Below are 21,024 nucleotides of genomic sequence, written 5' to 3'. Positions count from 1 at the left end.
CCGATCAGCAGAAGGAGCAACGCCCATGCCCTCGGCCCAGGACACCATCCTCGCCGACCTCACCGAGATGATCGACGCCGTGCTGGGCGACTTCGCGGACGACCAGGTGGTCACCATGGACACCACGTTCTCCGAGGACCTGGGCATGGAGAGCATCGACGTGGTCGCGCTCGCCGGCCGGCTCCAGTCCCGCTACGGCGACACGGTGAACTTCGCCCACTTCGTCGCCAAGCTCGACCTGGAGACCGTCCGGGAGTTGAAGGTCGGGCAGCTCGTGACGCACATCGCCGATTCGTTGGCGCAGGCCGACGAGGTCGGGGCGGGCAGCCGGTGACCATGGTCCGGGCGAACGGGATCACGCTGCACACGCAGCGGCTCGATCCCCCCGGTCCGGCCGTGGACGGCCGGACCGGGCCGACGCCGACCGCCGTGCTGATCCACGGGATGGCGTCGGACACCATGGCGAGCTGGTACTTCACCCTGGCCGAGCCGCTGTCCCGGGCCGGTTTCCCGACCGTCCTGTACGACCTGCGCGGCCACGGGCGCAGCGACCGTCCCGCCACCGGGTACGCCCTGGACGACTTCGTCGACGACCTGGCGGGGCTGCTGGCCGCCCTGGACGTCACCGGCCCGCTGCTGTTGCTGGGCAACTCGTTCGGCGGCACCATCGCCTTCGGCTACGCCGCCCGGCATCCGGAGCGGGTGGCCGGCATCGTGACCGTCGAGTCGGCGCCGCCGGTCCCGGAGTGGATGCGGCGGGTCCGCGAGCGGCTCGCCCGCGTCGCCGCGAGGCTGCCCCGCGACGGGGCGGTCACCGAGATCGGGGTGCGGCGGGGCCGGGTCGCCGCGCAACGGGCCGCCGAGACGCAGCGGATGCTCTCCGACACCACGCTGGAGCAGGAGCTGCCGGCGAGTCCGCTGCCGCCCGCCGGGGCGTTGGCCGCGATCGGCTGCCCGGTGCTCTGCCTGTACGGCGGGGACTCGGCGGTGGTGGAGCTGGCCCCGGCGGTCCGCGAACTGCTGCCGCAGACCCGGGTCGAGGTCCTACCCGACCAGCGGCACACGGTGCTGATCGACAGGCCGGAGGAGGTCCGCCGGTTGGTCTTCGCCTGGCTCGCCGAGGACTGCTCGCTCGACGTGACCCAATCCACCACCGCATGACGACGCGACACCCAGGAGGTCTTCCGATGGACACCCCGATCACCGGCCGGTCGATCATCATCAGCAACGGTCGGTGCGGCTCCACGTTGTTGTCCGACCTGATCCACGAGGAGCCGGACACCCTGTCGGCCCAGGAGTTCTTCATGTCGGTCGCGCCGTGGGCCCGCAGCGCCGAGGTGCTCACCGGCGACGAGTACTGGGCGGTGCTGGCCAGCCCTAAGGCGGAGCTGTCCACCCTGTTCCGGATCGGGCTGCCGCCGAAGGAGGTCCGCTACCCGGCCACGGGCCGCTGGGCCGACCGGCTGACCGAGCTGCCGCGCATCCTGGCGATCACCCTGTCGAAGCTGACCGCCGACCCGGACGCGCTGTTCGACCAGCTCGCCGAGCGGGTGCCACAGTTCCGCACCCAGACGGTGGCCCAGCACCACCACGACTTCCTCGACCTGCTCGCCGTGCTGACCGGCAAGACCCGGTGGGTGGAACGCTCCGGCGGCTCCAGCCACGTGGCGCCGTACCTGCTGCGGGGCTTCCCGGACTGCAAGGTCGTCTACCTGACCCGCAACTGGGAGGACACCGCCCGGTCGATGAGCCGGCACTCGTCGTTCCAGCTGATCCAGTTGCGGGTGGAGTTCCTCGGCCGGTGCGGGCTGGACCCGTTCCGGGTGGGCGCGGACCAGACGGTGCCGGAGGACCTCCAGCCGTACCTGCCGGACCGGTTGACCGCCGACGCGCTGCGCGAGCGGGGTCAGGACCTGCGTCGTTACCTCGGGTTGTGCGCGTTCATGAGCAGCCAGGCCGACCAGGCGCTGCGCGACGTGCCTCCGGAGCACCTGCTGCGGATGTCCTACGAGGACCTGGTCGCCGACCCGGTGGCCGAGCTGACCGGGCTCGGCCGGTTCCTGGACTTCCCCGACCCGTCCGGGTGGGCCGAGCGGATGGCGCCGCGGGTCGTCGCCCCGGCTCCCCGGAAGTTGCCGGCCGCCGTCTGAGCGGTCCCTGTGTGTCCCTGCCCGCCCCGGGTCCGCCTCCGCCGGGCCCGGGGACGGGTGTCCGCCTTCCTTCGAAAGAGAGACTTTTGGTGAATCCACTCCGGTTCTCCGCACGGCGGTTGTCGACCGCCGTCGCCGTACTCGGGCTCGGGTCGGTGTTGGCGGTTCCCTCGGCGGCGCTCGGTGCGCCACTCGACGCCGCCGACCCCGGCAGCGCGGCCAGCGCGGCCGGCGCGCAGCAGAGCAGCCCGCAACTGCTCGCCAAGGCCCAGCCGGACGAGTGCTTCGCCGGGATCGGGCTGCCGTACCCGGCCGGGCCGCCGTGCGCCGAGGGCAAGACCAAGGTCAACCAGGCGTACCTGTGGGGGATGACCCGGGTCGGCAAGATGCTGTGGTTCGGCACCGGAGCAAACGTCAACTGCCTGACCAGCGGACGGGCCCTGCGCAACACCACGCCGACGGTCAACGACGACTGGGTCTGCGAGTACGGCGAGAGCCAGGTCGCCAAGCGCAACCCGCAGCTGCCGCCGATCCTCGGCGACCACCGGCAGCCGCGCCTCTACACCTACGACACCCGCGCCAACAAGCTGACCGAGAAGACCGACCTGGTGAAGGCGGCCTCCACCGAGGACGCGAACCGGTTGCAGACCACCGCGGGCATCCGGGCGGCCGGCAACTTCAACGGGGTGGCCCTGCTGGGCGGCCCGGCGCTGGGCACCAGCGTCAACCTGTTCGCCTTCGACACCGACACCGGCGCGTACCTCGGCTCCCGCAACTTCCCGATGTACGGCAACATCCGGCACTTCACGGTGGCCGGTGACGCCCTGTACGCCGGGGTGGGTGTCGGCGCGAACGGTGGCGAGCGCGGCAACGTGCTGCGCTGGGCGGGCAGCAAGTCCGATCCGTTCGCGTTCACGGTGGTGGCGAACCTGCCGGCGCAGGCCGCCGACCTCACCGTCCACCAGGGGCGGCTGTTCGTGACCACCTGGCCGGGCTCGGACGCCGAGCTGGCCGGCCCGACGGCCGGTTCGGCTGCTCCGCCGCCGAGCATCGCGGCGGTCTGGATGAGCCCGCCGCTCGCGTCGGGCGCCCCGGGGTTGAACCCGGAGGACGCCGACGGCTGGCAGCAGGTGTGGAACGTGTCGGAGTACGAGCCGGACCCGGTGGTGGCCCGCGCCTACGCCCTGGGCGGCCTGGCCTCCTACGGCGGTTTCCTCTACTGGGGCACGATGCACGTGCCGATGAAGGCGACCACGGTGCACATGGCGACGTATCCGCCGGCGGACGAGGCGGCGGCCCAGGCGACCATCCAGAACACCCAGCGGTCGATCAGCATCTACCGGGGCCGCAACTTCGGCACCCACTTCGAGAAGGTCGACCTGTTGTACGGCGCGACGGAGCTGCCCGCATTCGACCCGGCGGCCAACAACGGGGCCGGGGCGTGGGCGTTGCAGTCGACGCACCAGACGCCGAAGTTCGGCCCGCCCGGGTTCGGCAACCCGTACAACAACTACACCTGGAAGATGGTGGTGGCCGGCGGGAAGCTGTACGTCGGCACGATGGACTGGAGCTACCTGGCCAAGGAACTGGGCAAGGAGACCGCCGCCGAGCTGGGCCTGTCACCGGCGCTGGCCGACGACCTGGCCCGCGCGCCGATGGACGCGGCCGGGATGCGCGCGAGCGCCCTACCGGAGGCGGTCTACGGCGGTGACCTGTACGCCTTCTCGTCGCCGACGAAGGCGGCGACGACGGTGGACAACACCGGTTTGGGCAACTACCTGAACTACGGCATCCGCAACATGGTCGCCGACGGCCCGACCCTCTACCTGGGCATGGCGAACCCGATGAACCTGCGGGCCGACCCGACGGACGACGTGCCCGAGGGGGGTTGGGAGCTGATCCGGCTGCGGGGCTACTGAGCTGGCGGGCCGCCGGCCCGGCGACAGCGTCGTCGCCGGGCCGGTGGCCCCGCCCCGCCCCGGCGCGCCCGTGGCGGTTGTCCCTTGCCGGATCCTGGTGCGTCCCTGACGTTGCTCGAACATTCCCGGGCGAAAGTATTGATATGATGCCTTTTACCGTTTTTCGCCCTGAAGTCGGGCGGCACCGCACCGGCCGGTCGACGGCCCGGCTCGCGGGAACGCTCGCGCTGCTGCTCGCCCTGACCGCCCCGGCCGGATGCAGTCCCCGCCGCGACCAGGCCGACTCCCCCACCGGCCCGGCGGCCAGCGCGCCCTCCGGTGCGGCGCGGTCGGCGTCGGACGTGCCCGTCGGCAGCTCCACGCGCACCCTCACCGTGGACGGGCGGGAGCGCAGCTACCGGCTCTACCGGCCGGCCTCGGCCGACCTGAGCGGGCCGGTCCCGCTGGTGGTGATGCTGCACGGCGCGGCCGGCACCGGCGAGCAGGCCGAGCAGGCGTACGGCTGGACCGGCCAGGCCGACCGGGACGGGTTCCTGGTGCTGTTTCCGGACGGGCTGAACCGGGCCTGGGCCATCGGTCCACAGTGCTGCGGTGCCCCCGCCCGCGACGGCGTCGACGACGTCGCGTTCATCACCGAACTGGTCGCCACGGTCGGCCGGGAGCTGCCGGTCGACCCGGCCCGCCGGTACGTCACCGGCATCTCCAACGGCGGGCTGCTGGCGTACAAGCTGGTCTGCGACACCACCACCTTCGCCGCGATCGGGGCGGTGGCGAGCACCCTGACCGGGCGGTGCGCCGACCCGAAGCCGGTGTCGGTGCTGCACATCCACGGCCAGCAGGACCAGACCATGCCGTACGGCGGCGGGCCCGGCCGACGGGACAACGGCGGCACCGGACGCAACCCGGTGAAGATCGACGGCCCGCCCACCCCCGAACTGGCCGCCCGCTGGCGCAGCATCGACTCCTGCGGCGCGCCGAAGGTGACCACCGACGGGCCGGTCACCCGGTCCACCGCGAGCTGCGCCCAGGGCCGCGCCGTCGAACTGATCACCATCGCCGACGCGGGACACCAGTGGCCCGGCGGCCGACCCAACCCGCCCCGGGCGGAGAAGCTGCTCAACCTCGATCCCCCCTCCACCGCGCTGAACGCCACCGACACCATCTGGCGGTTCTTCGCCGCGCACCCCCAGCCCTCCGGCGGCTGACGGCACCGCTGCCGGCCCCGTCGGCACCCGCACCCCTCAGGACAGGAGTTGAGATGCCCAGCAGAGACGGGCCGGCCGTGGTCGAGGTCGACGACCTCGTCAAGCGCTACCCCCGCACCGACACCAACGCGGTCGACGGGCTGTCGTTCACCGTCGCGCCGGGCGAGATCTTCGGGCTGTTCGGGCCGAACGGGGCCGGCAAGTCCACCACCGTCGGCATCCTGACCACCCGTCTGCGGGCCACCGGCGGCCGGGCCGTGGTCTGCGGGGTCGACGTGGGCCGGGACCCGGCCGCCGCCCGCGCCCACCTGGGCGTGGTGCCCCAGCACAACAACCTGGACCGGGCGCTGACCCCCCGGCAGAACCTCGTCTACCACGCCACCTACCACGGGGTACGGCGACGGGAGGCGCAGGCCCGCGCGGCGGAGCTGCTGGAGCGCTTCGGCCTCACCGAGCGGGCCGACCGGCGGATCGAGGCGTACTCGGGGGGCATGGCGCAGCGGTTGATGATCGCCCGGGCGCTGACCCACGAGCCGGCGGTGCTCTTCCTCGACGAGCCGACCAACGCCCTCGACCCGCAGACCCGGCTGCTGATCTGGGGTCAGCTTCGGCAACTCCGCGAGCGCGGGGTGGCGATCGTGCTGACCACCCACGCGATGAACGAGGCGGCCCGGGTCGTCGACCGGGTCGGCATCGTCGACCACGGTCGGCTGCTCACCCTGGACACCCCGACCGCCCTGGTCCGGGGCCTGGCCGGGGACGCGCTGCTCGACCTCACGGTCACCCCGGCCGGCGGGGACGACCCGGACGCGCTCTGCGCCGCCCTGGGTGAGCTGCCCGGCGTACGCAAGGCGGAACGGGTGGCGACGCCGACCGTGCCGGCCGGTGGGCGGCCGGGCGGCGGCGGGGCCGGGCTGGCCGGGGCCGGGGCCGGCGGGGCCGGGATGCTGGCCGCGCTCGCCGCCGCAGGTGGGCGGCCCGGCGCCGGCCGGCTGGCCGCCCTCGCCGGGGCGGGCCTGCTCGGGCGCGGCGGCGGGGCGGCCGGCAACGGCGGTCGCGGCCGGCTGCGCATCCGCCTGCACCTGGCCGGCGATCCGGCGACGCTGCTCGGCCCGGCGGTGACCGTGCTCGCCGCCCGCTCGGCGGCGGTCAACGCCGTCGACGTCGGTGAACCCAGCCTGGAGGACGTCTTCATCGAACTCACCGGAAGGCAACCGAGGTGACCGCTCTCGACACCCCGACCCCGCTGCGCCCGACGGCCACGCCGCCCTCCCGCCCCGGGACCGGGCGGGTGTTCGCCGCCGTGCTGCGCCGCGACCTGATGGTCACCGGCCGGGAACTCTGGGTCATCCTGGTCCAGGTCGGGCTGACGCCACTGTTCATGCTGTTCGTCTTCGACACCGTGCTGGGCAGCCAGGGCCTCGTCGGGCGGGGTTTCGCCGACGTGTTCCTGCCCGGCATCATCGCCCTGGCCGCCCTCACCACCGCGTTGCAGAGCGTGGCCCTGCCGCTGGTGAAGGAGTTCGGCTTCACCATGGAGATCGAGGACCGGTTGATGGCGCCCCTGCCGACCGGGTACGTGGCGATCGGCAAGCTGGTGATCGCCACCATCCGGGGGCTGCTCGCGGCGGTGCTGATCTACCCGCTCGGCGCGCTGATGGTCGGTTCCGCGCCGTGGCGGCCGGCGGGGCTGCCGCTGGCGTTCGTGGTGGCGCTGCTCGGGGCGTGGATCGGCGGGGCGATCGGAATGAGCCTGGCCACCACCCTGCCGGTGCAGCGGATCAACGTGACCTTCTCGGTGATCCTCACCCCGATCATCTGGACCGGCTGCATCCACTACCCGTGGCCCCGGCTGTCGTCGGTGCCCTGGTACCAGGTGGTCACCGCGCTCAACCCGATGACGTACGTCTCCGAGGGGGTGCGCGGGGCGCTGCTGCCCGGCGTGCCGCACCTGCCGGCGTGGGTGTGCCTGACCGTGCTGGCCGGGGTGGCCGCCGTCCTGACCTGGGTCAGCGTCCGCTGCTTCACGCGGCGGGCGATCCAGTGACCATCCGCACCGCCACCGCCCGCGTACCCGACAGGTCGAGGAGTTGCCATGGTTGACCCCACCATCGCCGAATCCGACGTGGCGCTCGCCCGCCGGCTCGCCGCCGAGGCCGGTGAGCTGCTGCTACGGGTACGCGCCGACCACGGTCACGCCGACCCCGCCGCGTTGAAGGCCGCCGGTGACCGGGCCGCCCACGACCTCCTGCGGGCCGAGCTGGCCCGGTGCCGCCCGGCCGACGCGGTGCTCTCCGAGGAGGACGAGGGTTCCCGGCTGGTGGACACCGGCGGCGGCGTGTCCCGGCGGACCGCCGACCGGGTGTGGATCGTCGACCCGTTGGACGGCACCCGGGAGTTCTCCGAGCAGGGCCGCGCCGACTGGGCGGTGCACGTGGCGCTCTGGGCCCGCGACGCGGCGACCCCGCACGGGCTGGTCGCCGGTGCGGTCGCGTTGCCGGCGCAGGGCCGGGTGCTGACCACCGACGTCGCCGACGCACCGTCGGCCGCGCCGCCGTCGCCCGACGGGGTGATCCGGTTGGCGGCCAGCCGCAGCCGTCCCCCCGCGTTCCTGGCCGCGCTGGCCGGGGAGGTCGGCGCGGAACTGGTGCCGATGGGTTCGGCGGGGGCGAAGATCGCGGCGGTGGTGACCGGTGACGTGGACGCCTACATCCACGCGGGCGGCCAGTACGAGTGGGACTCCGCCGCGCCGGTGGCGGTGGCCACCGCCGCCGGGTTCCACGCCTCCCGCATCGACGGTTCCGCGCTGACCTACAACGAGGCGGACCCCCGGCTGCCGGACCTGCTGGTCTGTCGCGGCGAGCTGGCCGTGCCGCTGCTCGCCGCGCTGCGGCGGCAACTGGCCGGTACGGCGGCCACCTCCGGTTCCCCCGTCCCCCACCCCGGAAAGGACCCGCGATGAGCAGCGGATCGGCTGCGTACCAGGTCTCCCAGCTCGACGAGTTGGAGGCGGAGAGCATCTTCGTGATGCGTGAGGTGGTCGCCGAGATGGAGCGGCCGGTGCTGCTCTTCTCCGGTGGCAAGGACTCGATCGTGATGTTGCGGCTGGCGCAGAAGGCGTTCGCCCCGGCCGGTATCCCGTTCCCGGTCATGCACGTCGACACCGGGCACAACTTCCCCGAGGTGCTCGACTACCGCGACCAGCGGGTGACCGAGCTGAACCTGCACCTGATCGTGGCGAGCGTGCCGGAGGCGCTGACCCGGGGCCTGGTGCGTGAGTCGGGTGACGGGATGCGCAACCGGATCCAGACGCCGGTGTTGTTGGACGCGGTGGAGAAGCACCGGTTCGACGCGTTGTTCGGTGGGGCGCGGCGGGACGAGGAGAAGGCGCGGGCGAAGGAGCGGGTGTTCTCGTTCCGGGACGAGTTCGGGCAGTGGGATCCGAAGAACCAGCGGCCGGAGTTGTGGTCGTTGTACAACGGTCGGCATCATCCGGGTGAGTCGATCCGGGTGTTCCCGTTGTCGAACTGGACCGAGTTGGACATCTGGCACTACATCGCGCGGGAGCGGGTGCCGTTGCCGTCGATCTACTACGCGCACGACCGTGAGGTGGTCGAACGCGACGGCATGCTCTACGCCGTCAACGAGTTCTTCACCCCCCGCGCGGGCGAGGAACCCTTCACCGCCCGGGTGCGGTACCGCACCGTCGGGGACGCGTCGTGCACCGCCGCCGTCCGCTCGGACGCCGACACGGTGGAGAAGGTGATCGACGAGGTCGCGTCGACCCGGATCACCGAGCGGGGTGCCACCCGGGGCGACGACCGGGTCAGCGAGGCCGCCATGGAGGACCGCAAGCGGGAGGGCTACTTCTGATGAGCACCGAGATGCTGGCACCGGCCGGTTCCCCCGCCGAGGCCCGGCCGATGGACCTGCTGCGGTTCGCCACGGCCGGCAGTGTGGACGACGGGAAGTCGACCCTGATCGGTCGGTTGCTGTACGACACGAAGTCGTTGTTCACCGACCAGTTGGCCGCGGTGGAGGCGGTCAGCGCGGCCCGGGGCGACGAGTACACCAACCTGGCGTTGCTCACCGACGGCCTGCGGGCCGAACGGGAGCAGGGCATCACCATCGACGTGGCGTACCGCTACTTCGCCACGCCCCGGCGCAAGTTCATCATCGCCGACACCCCCGGCCACATCCAGTACACCCGCAACATGGTCACCGGCGCGTCCACCGCCGACCTCACCCTGGTCCTGGTGGACGCCCGCAAGGGGCTGGTCGAGCAGTCGCGGCGGCACGCGTTCCTGTGCTCGCTGCTGCGGGTGCCGCACCTGGTGCTGTGCGTCAACAAGATGGACCTGGTCGACTTCTCCCAGGAGGTCTTCGAACGCATCGCCGACGAGTTCACCGCCTTCGCGGCCAAGCTCGACGTGCCCGACCTCGCGGTGATCCCGGTGTCGGCGCTCCAGGGTGACAACATCGCCGCCCGGTCGGAGAACATGCCCTGGTACGAGGGGCCGTCGCTGCTGCACCACCTGGAGCACGTGCACATCGCCTCGGACCGTAACCTGGTCGACGTCCGCTTCCCGGTGCAGTACGTCATCCGCCCCCAGTCCACCACGGTCACCGACTACCGGGGCTACGCCGGCCAGGTCGCCTCCGGCGTGCTCAAGCCCGGCGACGAGGTGATGGTCCTGCCGTCCGGGTTCACCAGCCGGATCGCCGCCATCGACACCGCCGACGGCCCCGTCGACGAGGCGTTCCCCCCGATGTCGGTCACCGTCCGCCTCGACGACGAGATCGACGTCTCCCGGGGCGACATGATCTGCCGGCCGAACAACACGCCCACCGTCGCCCAGGACATCGAGGCGATGGTCTGCTGGATGGACGAGACCCGCCCGCTGGAGGTCGGCGGCCGGTACGTCGTCAAGCACACCACCCGTTCGGCACGTGCCATCGTCCGCGAGCTGCACTACCGGCTCGACATCAACACGCTGCACCGGGACGAGACCAGCACCGCGTTGGCGCTCAACGAGATCGGCCGGATCAGGCTACGCACCACCGTGCCGTTGCTGGTGGACGACTACCACCGCAACCGCACCACCGGTGGGTTCGTCATCATCGACGAAACCACCAACCGCACCGTGGGCGCCGGGATGGTCATCCAGCGGGACTGACCCGACGCTCCGCATCGGCCGGCCCGGCACCCTCCCCCGCCGGGCCGGCCGAACCCGTCGTGATTCAGGACCGGTCGGTGCCCGGCGGGCCGAACCAGCGGGCGAGCGCGGCGGTCAACCCGTCGGCGTCCGGCCCGTCCGGCGGGGACTGCCAGGCCACGTGACAGTCCGGGCGCAGCAGCAGCGCGGTCGGCATGGCGTCGCCGGGGGCGTCGGCCGTCGCGCCGTCCGGCGTGGACCGTCCGGTGACCACGTCGACCCGGTCCCGCCACGGCCCGGCCACCCCGGCGTGGACGCCGGTGGGGTCGAGCAGCAGCGGGCGGGCGGTCCGGGTCAGCTCGGCCAGCCGGACCGGCCCGGCGTCGGTGTGCCACACCAGGTCGGGTGCGAAGCGTCCGACCAGCGGCCCGTCCGCACCGCCCATCGGGTAGCGGACGTCCGCCCCGGCCAGCAGGGCGGCGACGTGGGCCGCGTTCTCCGGCCGGTCGAGCAACTCGCCGAGGAGCACCCGCAGCGCGGTGACCTCGCTGCCGGGGGCGATCAGCGCCGACTGGGCCTGGGTGGACATGGTGACCCGCTGCGCGACCGGGCGGCGTTCCGCCTCGTACGAGTCCAGCAGCCCGTCCGGGGCCCGGCCGTGCACCTGGGCGGCCAGCTTCCAGCCCAGGTTCACCGCGTCCTGCAGGCCGAGGTTGAGTCCGGGCCCGCCGATCGCCGAGTGGACGTGGGCGGCGTCGCCGAGCAGCAGCACCCGCCCGGCGCGGTACCGCTCGGCGAGCCGGGTGTTGCCGCCCACCAGGCGACGCAGCAGGTGCGGCCCGTGACCGGCCGGCGGGTCGATCGGCACGTCGACCCCGAGCACCCGGGCGACACTGGCGCGCAGCTCGGCGAGGGTCGGCGGCCCGTCGAACCGCGTCGACGCGGGCCACTCGATCGTGCTGAGGCCCGCCGGACGCCCGGTGAAGGGGGCCCACGCGATCAGCCCCCGCTCGGTACGGGTGTGCCGGAACGGCGCGACGGTGCCGTACCCGGGGATCGTGAGGCCGCCGGTCGCTGCGTCGATCAGCTCCGCCGGCAGGCTGACCTGGGCGGTACGGGAGACGGTGCGGTCCGTGGACACCCCGGGGAAGCCGATCCCGGCCAGCCGACGGACGATGCTGTGTCCGCCGTCCGCGCCGACCAGGTAGCGGCAGCGCAGGGTCGTGCCGTCGGCGAAGGCGACCTGTACGTCGTCCGCGCCCGGGGTCAGCCCGGTCACCTCGTGCCCCCGGCGGACCTGCACGCCCAGTTCGGCGACCCGCTCGGCGAGCACCCGTTCCAGGTGTCTCTGCGGGGTCTGGAGCAGGTACAGCGGGTTGTCCGGCACCGCCCGCAGGTCCAGCGGCAGCGCCCCGAAGACGAACCCGGGCGCGGGCTGCGGCGGTGCCGGATCGTCGACGAGGCGGTAATGCAGGCCCCGCCGGTCGAGCATCCGGACCACCTGCCCGACCAGTCCGTTGGCGCGCTGCTCGGTGGTGGGGGCGGACAGCCGTTCGCAGACGAGGGGCCGGACGCCGGCCAGGGCCAGTTCGGCGGCGAGCAGGAGACCGTTGGGGCCGGCGCCGACGATGAGGACGTCGATCATCGCGGATTCCTTTCGAGGGCATGGTGGACCGCCGCCGGAGCGCGGCGGATCACGGGCGGGACCGGGCACCCCGACGGGGTGCGGGTGGACGCGCCGGATCGCGCCCGCGAGGTTCGGCGGGAACGGTCGGCGGGGCGTGGAGCGGGAGACGGGTCGGATCAGCGGGGCGTGGGGGGTGGCAGCCCGGCGGCGAGTTGGGCCAGTGCGTCGGGGAGTAACCGCTCCATCGGAACGGGCGGATCGGCACGCAGGTAGTGCCGGATCGCCGCGTTCACGGCGGCGGTCACACCGGCCGCGACGAGATGCGGATAGAGGTCGTGTTCCAGGTCGGTGCCGGTGCGTTCGGCCACGGCCGCGGCCAGGTCGGCCTCGGCGACCGCGCCCGCGCGCAGCATCTCGCCCTGCAACGCCGGCTCGGCCAGCATCACCGCGAGCCCCTCGACCCACTCGGCGTGTGGGCGCGGCGGCGACTCAGTGACCTCGGGGCCGGGGGCGAAGCGGGTAAGCGTCGCCGCGATCAGCGCCGTCCAGAGGGGTTCGTCGGCCGGCCGTCGGCGCAGCGCCTCGGCGACCTGCCGGCTGCGGTCGAGGTGCCGGAACGCGATCGCCTCGGCCTTGCTGGAGAAGTAGTTGTTGAACGTACGCGGGGACACGCCCACGGCCTGGGCGATGTCCTCCACCAGGACGTTGTCGAAGCCCCGGGCGACGGTCAGCCGGATGGCCGCCCAGCTCAGCGCCGCGCGAGTCTCGGCCTTCTTGCGCTCCCGTAGCCCGCTCACCTACTCAGCATAGCCGAAAGTGCGTGGCACGCAATATTACGTGCCACGCACTTTCTTGCTGTCGCAGCGCCCGGTCAGGCGGGCAGCGCATGCCGGGCACGACCCCGGCGGCGGAAGGCGTACCCGGTGAACAGGAGCAGGACCACGGCCGACGCGACGAGCCCGCTGGTGAACACCAGCCCGGAATGGTCCCTGTCGGCCGCGGCGGCGGCTGTCGGCCCACCGAAGGAGACGGTTCCGGTCGCGGTGCGCCTGGTCCAGCCGCTGGCGAGGTCGAGCCGGGCGTTCCACGGCCCGTCGGGCAGCCTGGGGTCCAGCAGCACCCGCACGGTGGTGGTGGCACCGAGGGCGAGCGTGTCGGCCTCGGCGCGGACCGGCCCGACGGACAGCCCACCCGGGCCGTCGGTGAGACGTAGCTGGCCGGCGAGGTCGAGCGCCCGTCGCCCGGTGTTGCGCACCTCGGCGGTGACCACCGGCGCGCCGTCGCCGTCCCGGTGACCGGCGAGCCCCGACACCTCGAAGCCCGACGGCGGTTCGCCACCCGGCCCGACCGACAGGTAGACCCGGATGCCGACCCGGCCGATGTTGCGCACGTTCGCGCCGTCGGTGGTGGACACCTCGGCCCAGATGACCGCGTACCGTTCCCCGGCGGAGGCCTTCTCCGGCACCGCGATGGTGACCGTGAGCACCGACTCGTCGTCGGGCTCCAGCTCCACCTCGCCCCGGTCGATCGTGATCCAGCTGCTCAGCTCGTTCGGCGTCCGGTCAGGGGCGAAGACGAAGCCGGTGCGGTCGACCTCGGCGGCGGCGGCGTAGACAGCGATCTTCCGCGCGATCTCCGAGACGTTCTCGACCACGATCCGCCGCTTGATGGTCGTCCCGGGATGGACGTGGTCGACGATGTACTTCTGCGCGCGGCTGTCGTCGCGCCGGTTCACCGGGGCGTCGAGCAGCCGGATGCCGACCGCCGCAGCCGGGCCGCTGGAACTCGGGCTCGGCGGGGGTGACGGCGACGCGGCAGACGCCGGTGTCCCGGCGGTCACCAGGACGGCGACGGCCAGGACAGCAGCGCGGAGTCGGTCAGGCCACCGAATGGGTCACCGTCCCCGTGTAGAGGCCGCCGACGGCCGCCGGCGGGAGGGTGATCCGGAGGCTGGGGTTCCAGGTGGCCGAGTTGTTGCCGCTGCCGGAGGTCTTGGAGAACGCCGTCCGGGGAAGGTTGAGCGTCACCGCGTCGGCCGAGGTGGGCTGCCCGGGTACGAAGGTGCCGGTGCCGGTGGTGGAGATCGCCGGCCCGGACCAGTACTCCACCAGGTTGGGCAGGATCGTCTCCTCAGCGGTGCCCGCGCCGGTGGTGAACGCGGTGCTGGTGACCGACGCGGTCCAGGTCGCCGAGAGCGCCGACCGGCTGTCGGTGACCGTGACGTTGCCGAGCGAGCCGGTGATGGTGGAGCCGGCGAAGGCCGCGCCCAGGTTCACCGACGCCGGGACGGTGATGTCCAGGTTGGCGGTCGACACGGTGAAGGTGACGACGGTGTCGCCCGACGGGGCGGCGGCGGCGGGCGATGCTACGGCGAGCACCGCTGCCCCGGCGGCCAGGGCGAGCAATGGCTTCTTCATGCCCACCACGCTAAACACTCATAAGCTCCATAAATCGCTTTAGGCGCGAATCACCCCATCAGGCTACAGAGTGGGTGACGGTGCCGGAGTACACGCCGGCCACCACCCCGGCCGGGATCGCCACCCGGAGCGTGGGCGCCCAGCTCACCCGGTTCTGCCCGTTGCCCGTGGTCTTGCTGAACGCGACCCGGGGCACGGTCAGCGTCACCGCCTGCGCGGCGGTGAGTTGACCAGGAACCTTGGTGCCGCCACCGGTCTGCTTGGTCACCGGGCCCGACCAGTAGGAGACCTGGGTGGTGGCGATCGTCTTGCCCGCGCCACCCCCGGCGGTGACGAACGCCGTGGCGGACACGGTGGCCGTCCAGGTGTTCGGGTTGGCCGACCGGGTGTCCGCCACGGTGACGGTGCCCAACGAACCACTGAGGGTGCTCCCCACCAGGCCCGCGCCGAGGCTCGCCGTGGGGGGCACGGTGATGTCGAGCCCGACCACCAGCGCCATCGCCCGCACACGGGGAACGGGTGCCGCACCCGGCGGTGCGACACCACCCACGAGCAACAGCGGGCTGACCAGGGCTGCCAGGAGATGCACGGACGACACTGTAGGGGCTTTTAGCACTTTTTGTCCAATATGAAACCGGGTTCCCCCGTTCCGAACGCGGGGCGGGCCCCGGCCGATCGGCCGGGGCCCGCACAGCAGGGTCGGATCAGGAGAGGTCGAACCGGTCCAGCTCCATGACCTTGGTCCAGGCGGCCACGAAGTCGGTCACGAACTTGGTGCCCGCGTCCCGGCTGGCGTAGACCTCGGCGAGGGCGCGCAGCTGGGAGTTCGACCCGAAGATGAGGTCGACCGCGGTGGCGGTCCACTTCACCTCGTCGGTGGTCAGGTCCCGGATCTCGTAGACGTGCTCCTCGGACTCCGACGCCTTCCACCGGGTGCCCGGGGAGAGCAGGTTGGCGAAGAAGTCGTTGCTGAGCACGCCCGGCCGGTCGGTCAGCACGCCGTGCGCCGTGCCACCCACGTTGTTGCCGAGGGCCCGCAGGCCGCCGACGAGGACGGTCATCTCCGGCGCGGTCAGGTTGAGCATGTACGCCCGGTCGACGAGCAGCACCTCCGGCTGGGTCTTCTCCCCCGGACGCAGGTAGTTGCGGAACCCGTCGGCGCGCGGCTCCAGCACGGCGAACGACTCGACGTCGGTCTGCTCCTGGCTGGCGTCGGTGCGGCCCGGCCGGAAGGGCACGGTCACCTCGACACCCGCGGCACGGGCCGCCTGCTCGACGGCGGCCGAGCCGGCCAGCACGATCAGGTCCGCGAGGGAGATCTTCGCACCGCCGGCGGCGTTGAACTCGCGCTGGATCCCCTCCAGGGTCGCCAGCACCGTCGCGAGCTGCTCGGGCTGGTTGACCTCCCAGCTGCGCTGCGGTTCGAGCCGGATCCGCGCGCCGTTGGCGCCACCGCGCTTGTCGGTGTTCCGGAAGCTCGCGGCGGAGGCCCAGGCGGTGCTGACCAGCTGCGCGGTGGTCAGGCCGGAGTCGAGCACCTTCGCCTTGAGGGCCGCGACGTCGGCGTCGGACACCAGCTCGTGGTCGACGGCCGGCAGCGGGTCCTGCCAGAGCTGGGGCTCGGCGACCCAGGGGCCGAGGAAGCGGCTGACCGGGCCCATGTCGCGGTGCAGCAGCTTGTACCAGGCCTTGGCGAACGCCAGGGCGAACTCGTCGGGGTGCTCCAGGAAGCGCCGCGAGATCTTCTCGTACGCCGGGTCGACACGCAGCGACAGGTCGGTGGTGAGCATCGTCGGCTTGTGCTTCTTGGCCGGGTCGTGGGCGTCCGGGATGATCGCCTCGGCGTCCTTGGCGACCCACTGCTTGGCCCCGCCGGGGCTGGTGGTCAGCTCCCACTCGTAGCCGAAGAGGATCTCGAAGAAGCGGTTGCTCCACTGCGTGGGCCGGTCGGTCCAGGTGACCTCCAGGCCACTGGTGATGGTGTCGCCGCCCTTGCCGCTGCCGTGGGTGCTCAGCCAGCCCAGGCCCTGCGCCTCCAGCGGGGCGCCCTCGGGCTCGGGGCCGACGTGGTCGTCGGCGACGCCCGCGCCGTGGGTCTTGCCGAAGGTGTGCCCGCCGGCGATCAGCGCGACGGTCTCCTCGTCGTTCATCGCCATCCGGCGGAAGGTCTCCCGGATGAAGTGCGCCGCCGCAGCCGGGTCGGCGTTGCCGCGCGGGCCCTCCGGGTTGACGTAGATCAGACCCATCTCGGTCGCCCCGACGCCGGCCGCCATCTCGGTCTCGGAGGCGTAGCGCTCGTCGCCGAGCCAGGTGTCCTCCGGGCCCCAGAAGATCTCCTCGGGCTCCCAGACGTCCGGCCGGCCGAAGCCGAAGCCGAAGGTCTTGAAGCCCATCGACTCCAGGGCCACGTTGCCGGCGAGCACCAGCAGGTCGGCCCAGGAGATCTGCTGGCCGTACTTCTGCTTGACCGGCCAGAGCAGCCGGCGGGCCTTGTCCAGGTTGGCGTTGTCCGGCCAGCTGTTCAGCGGCGCGAACCGCTGCCCGCCGTCACCGGCGCCACCGCGGCCGTCCTCGATCCGGTAGGTGCCGGCGGCGTGCCAGCTCATCCGGATCATCAGGCCGCCGTAGTGGCCGAAGTCGGCCGGCCACCAGTCCTGCGAGGTGGTGAGCACCTCGGTGATGTCCCGCTTGAGGGCCTCGACGTCGAGCTTGGCGAACTCCCGCGCGTAGCTGAAGTCCTCCCCCAGCGGGTTGCCCTTGGCCGAGTGGGCGTGCAGGACCGAGAGGTCGAGCTGGTTGGGCCACCAGTCCCGGTTGGTACGCGGACGCCCGCCGGTCTTCGGCTTCGGGGAGTCGATCGCCGGGTTCTCGCTCTCGCTACCCTGCGCGGTCACCGAGTCGTGCGCGACCGGGCAGCCGGCCGCCGCCTTCTGGTCCACGCCCTGCGCACTGACGGGGGCGTTGTCCTGGGTGTCGCTCATGTACTTCCTTCCGAACTGGTGGATCACTGGGAGGTGCGGTCGGTCGCACAGTCGGGGCAGGTGCCCCAGTAGACGACCTCCGCCTCGTCGACCACGAACCCGTGGTCGTCGGAGGCGGTGAGACACGGCACGTGACCGACGGCGCAGTCGACGTCGGCGATCACGCCGCAGGAGCGGCAGACGACGTGGTGGTGGTTGTCCCCCACCCGCGCCTCGTAACGCGCGGTGGACCGGCCCGGCTGGATGCGGCGCACCAGGCCGGCCTCGGTGAGGGCCCGCAGTACGTCGTAGACCGCCTGGTGGGAGACCGTGGGCAGGTCGGCCCGGACCAGCGCGATCACCGTGTCGGTGTCGACGTGCGGGTGGTCCCGCAGCGCGGCGAGCACGGCCAGTCGGGGCCGGGTCACGCGCAGCGAGGCCGCCCGTAACTGTGCCTCGAGGTCGGCCGTCATGCGTCGACCATAGTCCGCTCTTCTGGAGCAAATCAAGTTTAGGGCCCGGCGTGGCGGCGCGCGCCACTCCCACGGGTGACGCATCACTCACGCAGTGCGACCGGGCGGCGGTGGGAGCGGGCGGGTGTGCTCAGTGGCGGCGGGGTGGCGCGGTGCTGCCCCGCACCACCAGCGACGTGCCGAGTTCGTACCGCTCCTGCACCAGCGGCTGGCCGTCGGCCAGGGCCAGGGCCAGCCGGGCGGCGGTGGCCCCGATCTCCCCGAACGGCTGCCGCACCGTGGTCAGCGGCGGCGCCAACCAGCCCGCCTCGTCGACGTCGTCGAAGCCGACGACGCTGAGGTCGTCGGGAATCCGCAGGCCGGCCTCCCAGGCCGCCGCGTAGACGCCCAGCGCCTGGAGGTCGTTGCCGCAGACCACGGCGGTGGGCGGCGCGGACCCGGCGAGCAGCTCACCGCCGAGCCGCAGACCGTCCTCGAAGGTGAACACGCCGCTGCGTTCGAGACGCTCGTCGAACGGCACGCCCGCATAGTCCAGCGCGGCCCGGAAGCCGTCGCGGCGGGCCCGCGCCGACAGGTCCCGCACCGGGCCGGTGAGCACGCCGATCCGCCGGTGGCCGAGGTCGACGAGATGGCGGGTGGCCGACAGCGCCCCGCTCCAGTTGCCCGACCCGACGACGGGGACGGGGAACAGGTTGTCCGCCGGGTCGACGGCCACCAGCGGTATGCCGGCGGCGGCGAAGCTCGTCCCGTCCTCGGCGGTCACCAGGGAGAACACCGTGATCACGGCGGCCGGTTGGCGCAGCAGCACCGCCTGCGCCCAGGGCTGCCCGGCCCGTAGCCAGTGCCGCACGTCGGTGAAGCCGACCGTGTGGTCCCGGGGGCCGGCGACCTCCTGGACGCCGCGCAGGATCGGCATGGCGATCGAGGAGAGCATCCGGTGGAAGACCACCTCGATGCAGGGCGTGAAACTGCCGACCGGCCGGCGGCGGTAGCCGTGGTCACGCAGCAGCGCCTCCACCCGCTGCCGGGTCTGCTCACCCACCCCCCGGCGGCCGTTGAGCACCTTGGAGACCGTCGGCGGGGACACCCCGGCGAGCTCGGCGATCGTGGCGAGGGGCAGGTCGCCACGCCGGGGCTTGCGGGAGCGGCGACGTCGACCTTCCTCGATCACGCAGGGAAGTCTACGTGCCCCGGCGACCCCGTCCGGAGCACTGGCCACGGGCCCGGCCACACCGGGTCCCGGTCAGTGCGGGGCCGCTGCCGGGCGGTGGGTGAACCAGTCGAACGCCGCGCTGCCCCCGGTGACGTACATGCCGACGACCCGGCCGGTGAACCCGGCGGCGACCTCGGTGGACAGGTAGCGCCCGTCGAGTTCGGCCAGCACGACGGGGCCGGCCGGGCCCGCCACCTCGAAGGTGACCATGTCGCAGCCGGCCGCGCGTACCCCCCGGGGCGCGGACGGGGCCGCCAGGTCGGCGGCGGAGGTCACGGTCGGCGGGTAGAGGTCGTGGGTGCGGGTGGCGACCGTCAGCACCAGCGGACCGTCCGGTACGGCGTGGGTGGCGCAGACCTGCCGGAACGGCCCGGCCCGGCCGATCACCCGGACGGTGCCGGCCCGGACCTCCAGGTCGTAGTGGTGCGCCTCGTCGATGCGGACGGTGAGCCCAGCGGTGCCGGTGCCCGGGTCGACCCGGACGCTGGTCCGGCTGTCGTGGTACCGCTGCCGCAGCGCCACGATCGTCGCACCGGCGAGGTCGAGGGTCGCGCCCACGGCGTGCAGGGTGAGCCAGCCCGGCCGGGCGGTCAGCGACCAGCAGTCGTCCGGGCGGCTGCGGGGCGAGATCCATTCGGGCGCGAGGACGGCTGCGTCGAAATCGTCGTGGAAGGCGTCCGGGCCGGCGGGGGCGGCACCGGCCGGGGCACTGCCGGGAGGCGCGGCGGTGAGTTCCCGGACCGGGTCGACGACCGGCCAGCCGTCGACCCAGCGCACCGGGGCGAGGAAGGTCTCCCGGCCGAGGACGTGGTAGGGCGGCCACTGGCCCCGGGCCCGGATGCCGAGCAGGACCAGCCACCAGCTGCCGTCGAGCGCCTGGACCAGGTCGCCGTGCCCGGTGGCCTGCACCGGAAGATCGGTGCCCCGGTGGGTGAGGATCGGGTTGGCCGGGGCCGGGGTGAACGGGCCACGCGGGCTGCGGGAGCGGGCGACCGAGACGGCGTGGCCGGTGTGCGTGCCGCCCTCGGACAGCAGCAGGTACCACCAGCCGTCGATCCGGTAGAGGTGCGGGGCCTCGGGGTACTGGCCGCCGGTGCCCGACCACAGCGGGATCGGCCCTTCCAGCACCCGGCCGCCGTCCGGATCGATCCGGTAGGCGTCCACGCCGGAGGTGGTCAGCCAGCAGGTGCCGTCGTCGTCCCAGGCCAGCGAGGGGTCGACGTGCGGCAGGTCGAGGTAGACCGGGTCGGACCAGGGGCCGGTGGGTTCAGGCGCGGTGACGATGAGGTGCCGGCCGAGGCTGACGTTGGTGGTGATCAGCCAGAACCGGCCGTCGTGGTGGCGCAGGGTGGGCGCGAAGATGCCCCGGGACGCCTCGGTGTCGGCGGGGAGCGCCAACTGGCCGGGCCGGTCCAGGATGTTGCCGATCTGCCGCCAGTTGACCAGGTCACGGCTGTGCAGCAGGGGCACGCCCGGGAAGTACTCGAAGCTGGAGCAGACCAGATAGTAGTCCGCGCCGACCCGGCAGACGCTCGGGTCGGGGTGGAATCCGGGGACGACCGGGTTGCCGTAGGACGCTCCGGTGGACACCGCGCGTCACCTCCTCGGTGGCACGGGCACGGTGGACGACGCCGGTACGGGTTGCCGCGCCCCAGAAATGTTTGCGATAACATTTCGCAAACCAGGATGCTACGGAAGGCCGTCCGTCGATTCAAGAGCGGCACCGCCGCCCGGCGTCGCGCGGACGCCCCGCCCCGTCGGCCACGTACCGCCGGAACCGGCCCCGAGCTGGAACCCCACCTGTACGTCCGCGCCGGGCGGCGGCCCGCCGGACCATTCCGGACGTCGGCCGACCACCGCCCGGCACGGCCGCCGGACGACGATTCGGTCCCCGGACCGGGCCA

19 protein-coding genes are annotated in these 21,024 nt (G+C 72.9%); 10 read left to right on the top strand and 9 right to left on the bottom strand.

Going from position 1 to position 21,024, the window contains the following annotated elements:
• Window positions 1-25: 25 nt before the first annotated feature.
• From ACN260_RS10890 to ACN260_RS10845, 10 genes are all read left to right on the top strand, one after another.
• Window positions 26-334 (top strand): acyl carrier protein, encoded by a 309-nt coding sequence (locus ACN260_RS10890; RefSeq protein ID WP_422755839.1) that lies wholly within the window; start codon window positions 26-28, stop codon window positions 332-334.
• A 2-nt stretch (window positions 335-336) separates the two neighbouring features.
• Entirely contained in the window at window positions 337-1,161 is an 825-nt protein-coding gene (locus tag ACN260_RS10885) for an alpha/beta fold hydrolase (protein WP_422756682.1), read from the top strand.
• Between the two features lie 26 nt (window positions 1,162-1,187).
• Window positions 1,188-2,150 (top strand): sulfotransferase domain-containing protein, encoded by a 963-nt coding sequence (locus ACN260_RS10880; RefSeq protein ID WP_422755838.1) that lies wholly within the window; start codon window positions 1,188-1,190, stop codon window positions 2,148-2,150.
• A gap of 89 nt (window positions 2,151-2,239) precedes the next feature.
• Complete coding sequence (locus ACN260_RS10875) at window positions 2,240-4,069, top strand: hypothetical protein (RefSeq protein ID WP_422755837.1); 1,830 nt, start codon at window positions 2,240-2,242, stop codon at window positions 4,067-4,069.
• Between the two features lie 146 nt (window positions 4,070-4,215).
• Window positions 4,216-5,274 (top strand): alpha/beta hydrolase family esterase, encoded by a 1,059-nt coding sequence (locus ACN260_RS10870; RefSeq protein ID WP_422755836.1) that lies wholly within the window; start codon window positions 4,216-4,218, stop codon window positions 5,272-5,274.
• Window positions 5,275-5,327: 53 nt separating this feature from the next.
• Window positions 5,328-6,497 carry an ABC transporter ATP-binding protein gene (locus ACN260_RS10865; protein WP_422755835.1) on the top strand — a complete coding sequence of 390 codons (1,170 nt, stop codon included), beginning with the start codon at window positions 5,328-5,330 and terminating at the stop codon, window positions 6,495-6,497.
• The gene (locus ACN260_RS10860; RefSeq protein ID WP_422755834.1) at window positions 6,494-7,321 is read left to right on the top strand and encodes an ABC transporter permease; all 828 of its coding nucleotides are present in this window, start codon (window positions 6,494-6,496) and stop codon (window positions 7,319-7,321) included. The genes ACN260_RS10865 and ACN260_RS10860 overlap by 4 nt, the downstream gene beginning before the upstream one ends.
• 48 nt (window positions 7,322-7,369) lie before the next feature.
• On the top strand, window positions 7,370-8,236 hold the full coding sequence (locus tag ACN260_RS10855) for a 3'(2'),5'-bisphosphate nucleotidase CysQ (RefSeq protein ID WP_422755833.1): 867 nt from the start codon (window positions 7,370-7,372) through the stop codon (window positions 8,234-8,236).
• Complete coding sequence (cysD, locus tag ACN260_RS10850) at window positions 8,233-9,147, top strand: sulfate adenylyltransferase subunit CysD (protein ID WP_204923173.1); 915 nt, start codon at window positions 8,233-8,235, stop codon at window positions 9,145-9,147. Before ACN260_RS10855 ends, cysD begins: the two co-directional genes overlap by 4 nt.
• Window positions 9,147-10,451, top strand: coding sequence for a sulfate adenylyltransferase subunit 1 (locus ACN260_RS10845; protein WP_422755832.1), 1,305 nt, complete (start codon window positions 9,147-9,149; stop codon window positions 10,449-10,451). The genes cysD and ACN260_RS10845 overlap by 1 nt, the downstream gene beginning before the upstream one ends.
• Before the next feature lie 64 nt (window positions 10,452-10,515).
• Here the strand turns inward: ACN260_RS10845 and ACN260_RS10840 are convergent, their stop codons facing one another.
• The 9 genes from ACN260_RS10840 to ACN260_RS10800 all read right to left on the bottom strand — a co-directional run bounded on the left by ACN260_RS10840 (window position 10,516) and on the right by ACN260_RS10800 (window position 20,710).
• Window positions 10,516-12,075, bottom strand: coding sequence for an FAD-dependent monooxygenase (locus ACN260_RS10840; protein WP_422755831.1), 1,560 nt, complete (start codon window positions 12,073-12,075; stop codon window positions 10,516-10,518).
• Between the two features lie 158 nt (window positions 12,076-12,233).
• Window positions 12,234-12,854 carry a TetR family transcriptional regulator gene (locus ACN260_RS10835; RefSeq protein WP_422755830.1) on the bottom strand — a complete coding sequence of 207 codons (621 nt, stop codon included), beginning with the start codon at window positions 12,852-12,854 and terminating at the stop codon, window positions 12,234-12,236.
• Between the two features lie 74 nt (window positions 12,855-12,928).
• Entirely contained in the window at window positions 12,929-13,897 is a 969-nt protein-coding gene (locus ACN260_RS10830) for a hypothetical protein (RefSeq protein ID WP_422755829.1), read from the bottom strand.
• A 37-nt stretch (window positions 13,898-13,934) separates the two neighbouring features.
• Entirely contained in the window at window positions 13,935-14,474 is a 540-nt protein-coding gene (locus ACN260_RS10825) for a hypothetical protein (protein WP_422755828.1), read from the bottom strand.
• Window positions 14,475-14,532: 58 nt separating this feature from the next.
• The gene (locus ACN260_RS10820) at window positions 14,533-15,063 is read right to left on the bottom strand and encodes a hypothetical protein (RefSeq protein ID WP_422755827.1); all 531 of its coding nucleotides are present in this window, start codon (window positions 15,061-15,063) and stop codon (window positions 14,533-14,535) included.
• Between the two features lie 115 nt (window positions 15,064-15,178).
• The gene (gene katG, locus ACN260_RS10815; protein WP_422755826.1) at window positions 15,179-17,455 is read right to left on the bottom strand and encodes a catalase/peroxidase HPI; all 2,277 of its coding nucleotides are present in this window, start codon (window positions 17,453-17,455) and stop codon (window positions 15,179-15,181) included.
• Between the two features lie 23 nt (window positions 17,456-17,478).
• Window positions 17,479-17,907: a Fur family transcriptional regulator gene (locus tag ACN260_RS10810; protein ID WP_088647464.1), complete on the bottom strand. Its 429-nt coding sequence runs from the start codon at window positions 17,905-17,907 to the stop codon at window positions 17,479-17,481.
• 130 nt (window positions 17,908-18,037) lie between these two features.
• Entirely contained in the window at window positions 18,038-19,078 is a 1,041-nt protein-coding gene (locus ACN260_RS10805; protein WP_422755825.1) for a LacI family DNA-binding transcriptional regulator, read from the bottom strand.
• Window positions 19,079-19,150: 72 nt separating this feature from the next.
• On the bottom strand, window positions 19,151-20,710 hold the full coding sequence (locus ACN260_RS10800; protein WP_422755824.1) for a glycoside hydrolase family 43 protein: 1,560 nt from the start codon (window positions 20,708-20,710) through the stop codon (window positions 19,151-19,153).
• Window positions 20,711-21,024 lie beyond the last annotated feature (314 nt).

It is taken from the genome of Micromonospora sp. WMMD708 (assembly GCF_049315245.1).
Lineage (GTDB): Bacteria > Actinomycetota > Actinomycetes > Mycobacteriales > Micromonosporaceae > Micromonospora > Micromonospora wenchangensis.
The sequence above is the reverse complement of the archived record's forward strand: the minus strand, read 5'-3'. Positions and strand labels throughout refer to the sequence as shown.

Coding starts and splice junctions, on each gene's coding strand:
- ACN260_RS10890 (WP_422755839.1), top strand. CDS start 26: ATGCCCTCGGCCCAGGACACCATCCTCGCCGACCTCACCGAGATGATC.
- ACN260_RS10885 (WP_422756682.1), top strand. CDS start 337: ATGGTCCGGGCGAACGGGATCACGCTGCACACGCAGCGGCTCGATCCC.
- ACN260_RS10880 (WP_422755838.1), top strand. CDS start 1,188: ATGGACACCCCGATCACCGGCCGGTCGATCATCATCAGCAACGGTCGG.
- ACN260_RS10870 (WP_422755836.1), top strand. CDS start 4,216: ATGCCTTTTACCGTTTTTCGCCCTGAAGTCGGGCGGCACCGCACCGGC.
- ACN260_RS10865 (WP_422755835.1), top strand. CDS start 5,328: ATGCCCAGCAGAGACGGGCCGGCCGTGGTCGAGGTCGACGACCTCGTC.
- ACN260_RS10855 (WP_422755833.1), top strand. CDS start 7,370: ATGGTTGACCCCACCATCGCCGAATCCGACGTGGCGCTCGCCCGCCGG.
- cysD (WP_204923173.1), top strand. CDS start 8,233: ATGAGCAGCGGATCGGCTGCGTACCAGGTCTCCCAGCTCGACGAGTTG.
- ACN260_RS10845 (WP_422755832.1), top strand. CDS start 9,147: ATGAGCACCGAGATGCTGGCACCGGCCGGTTCCCCCGCCGAGGCCCGG.
- ACN260_RS10840 (WP_422755831.1), bottom strand. CDS start 12,075: ATGATCGACGTCCTCATCGTCGGCGCCGGCCCCAACGGTCTCCTGCTC.
- ACN260_RS10825 (WP_422755828.1), bottom strand. CDS start 14,474: ATGAAGAAGCCATTGCTCGCCCTGGCCGCCGGGGCAGCGGTGCTCGCC.
- katG (WP_422755826.1), bottom strand. CDS start 17,455: ATGAGCGACACCCAGGACAACGCCCCCGTCAGTGCGCAGGGCGTGGAC.
- ACN260_RS10810 (WP_088647464.1), bottom strand. CDS start 17,907: ATGACGGCCGACCTCGAGGCACAGTTACGGGCGGCCTCGCTGCGCGTG.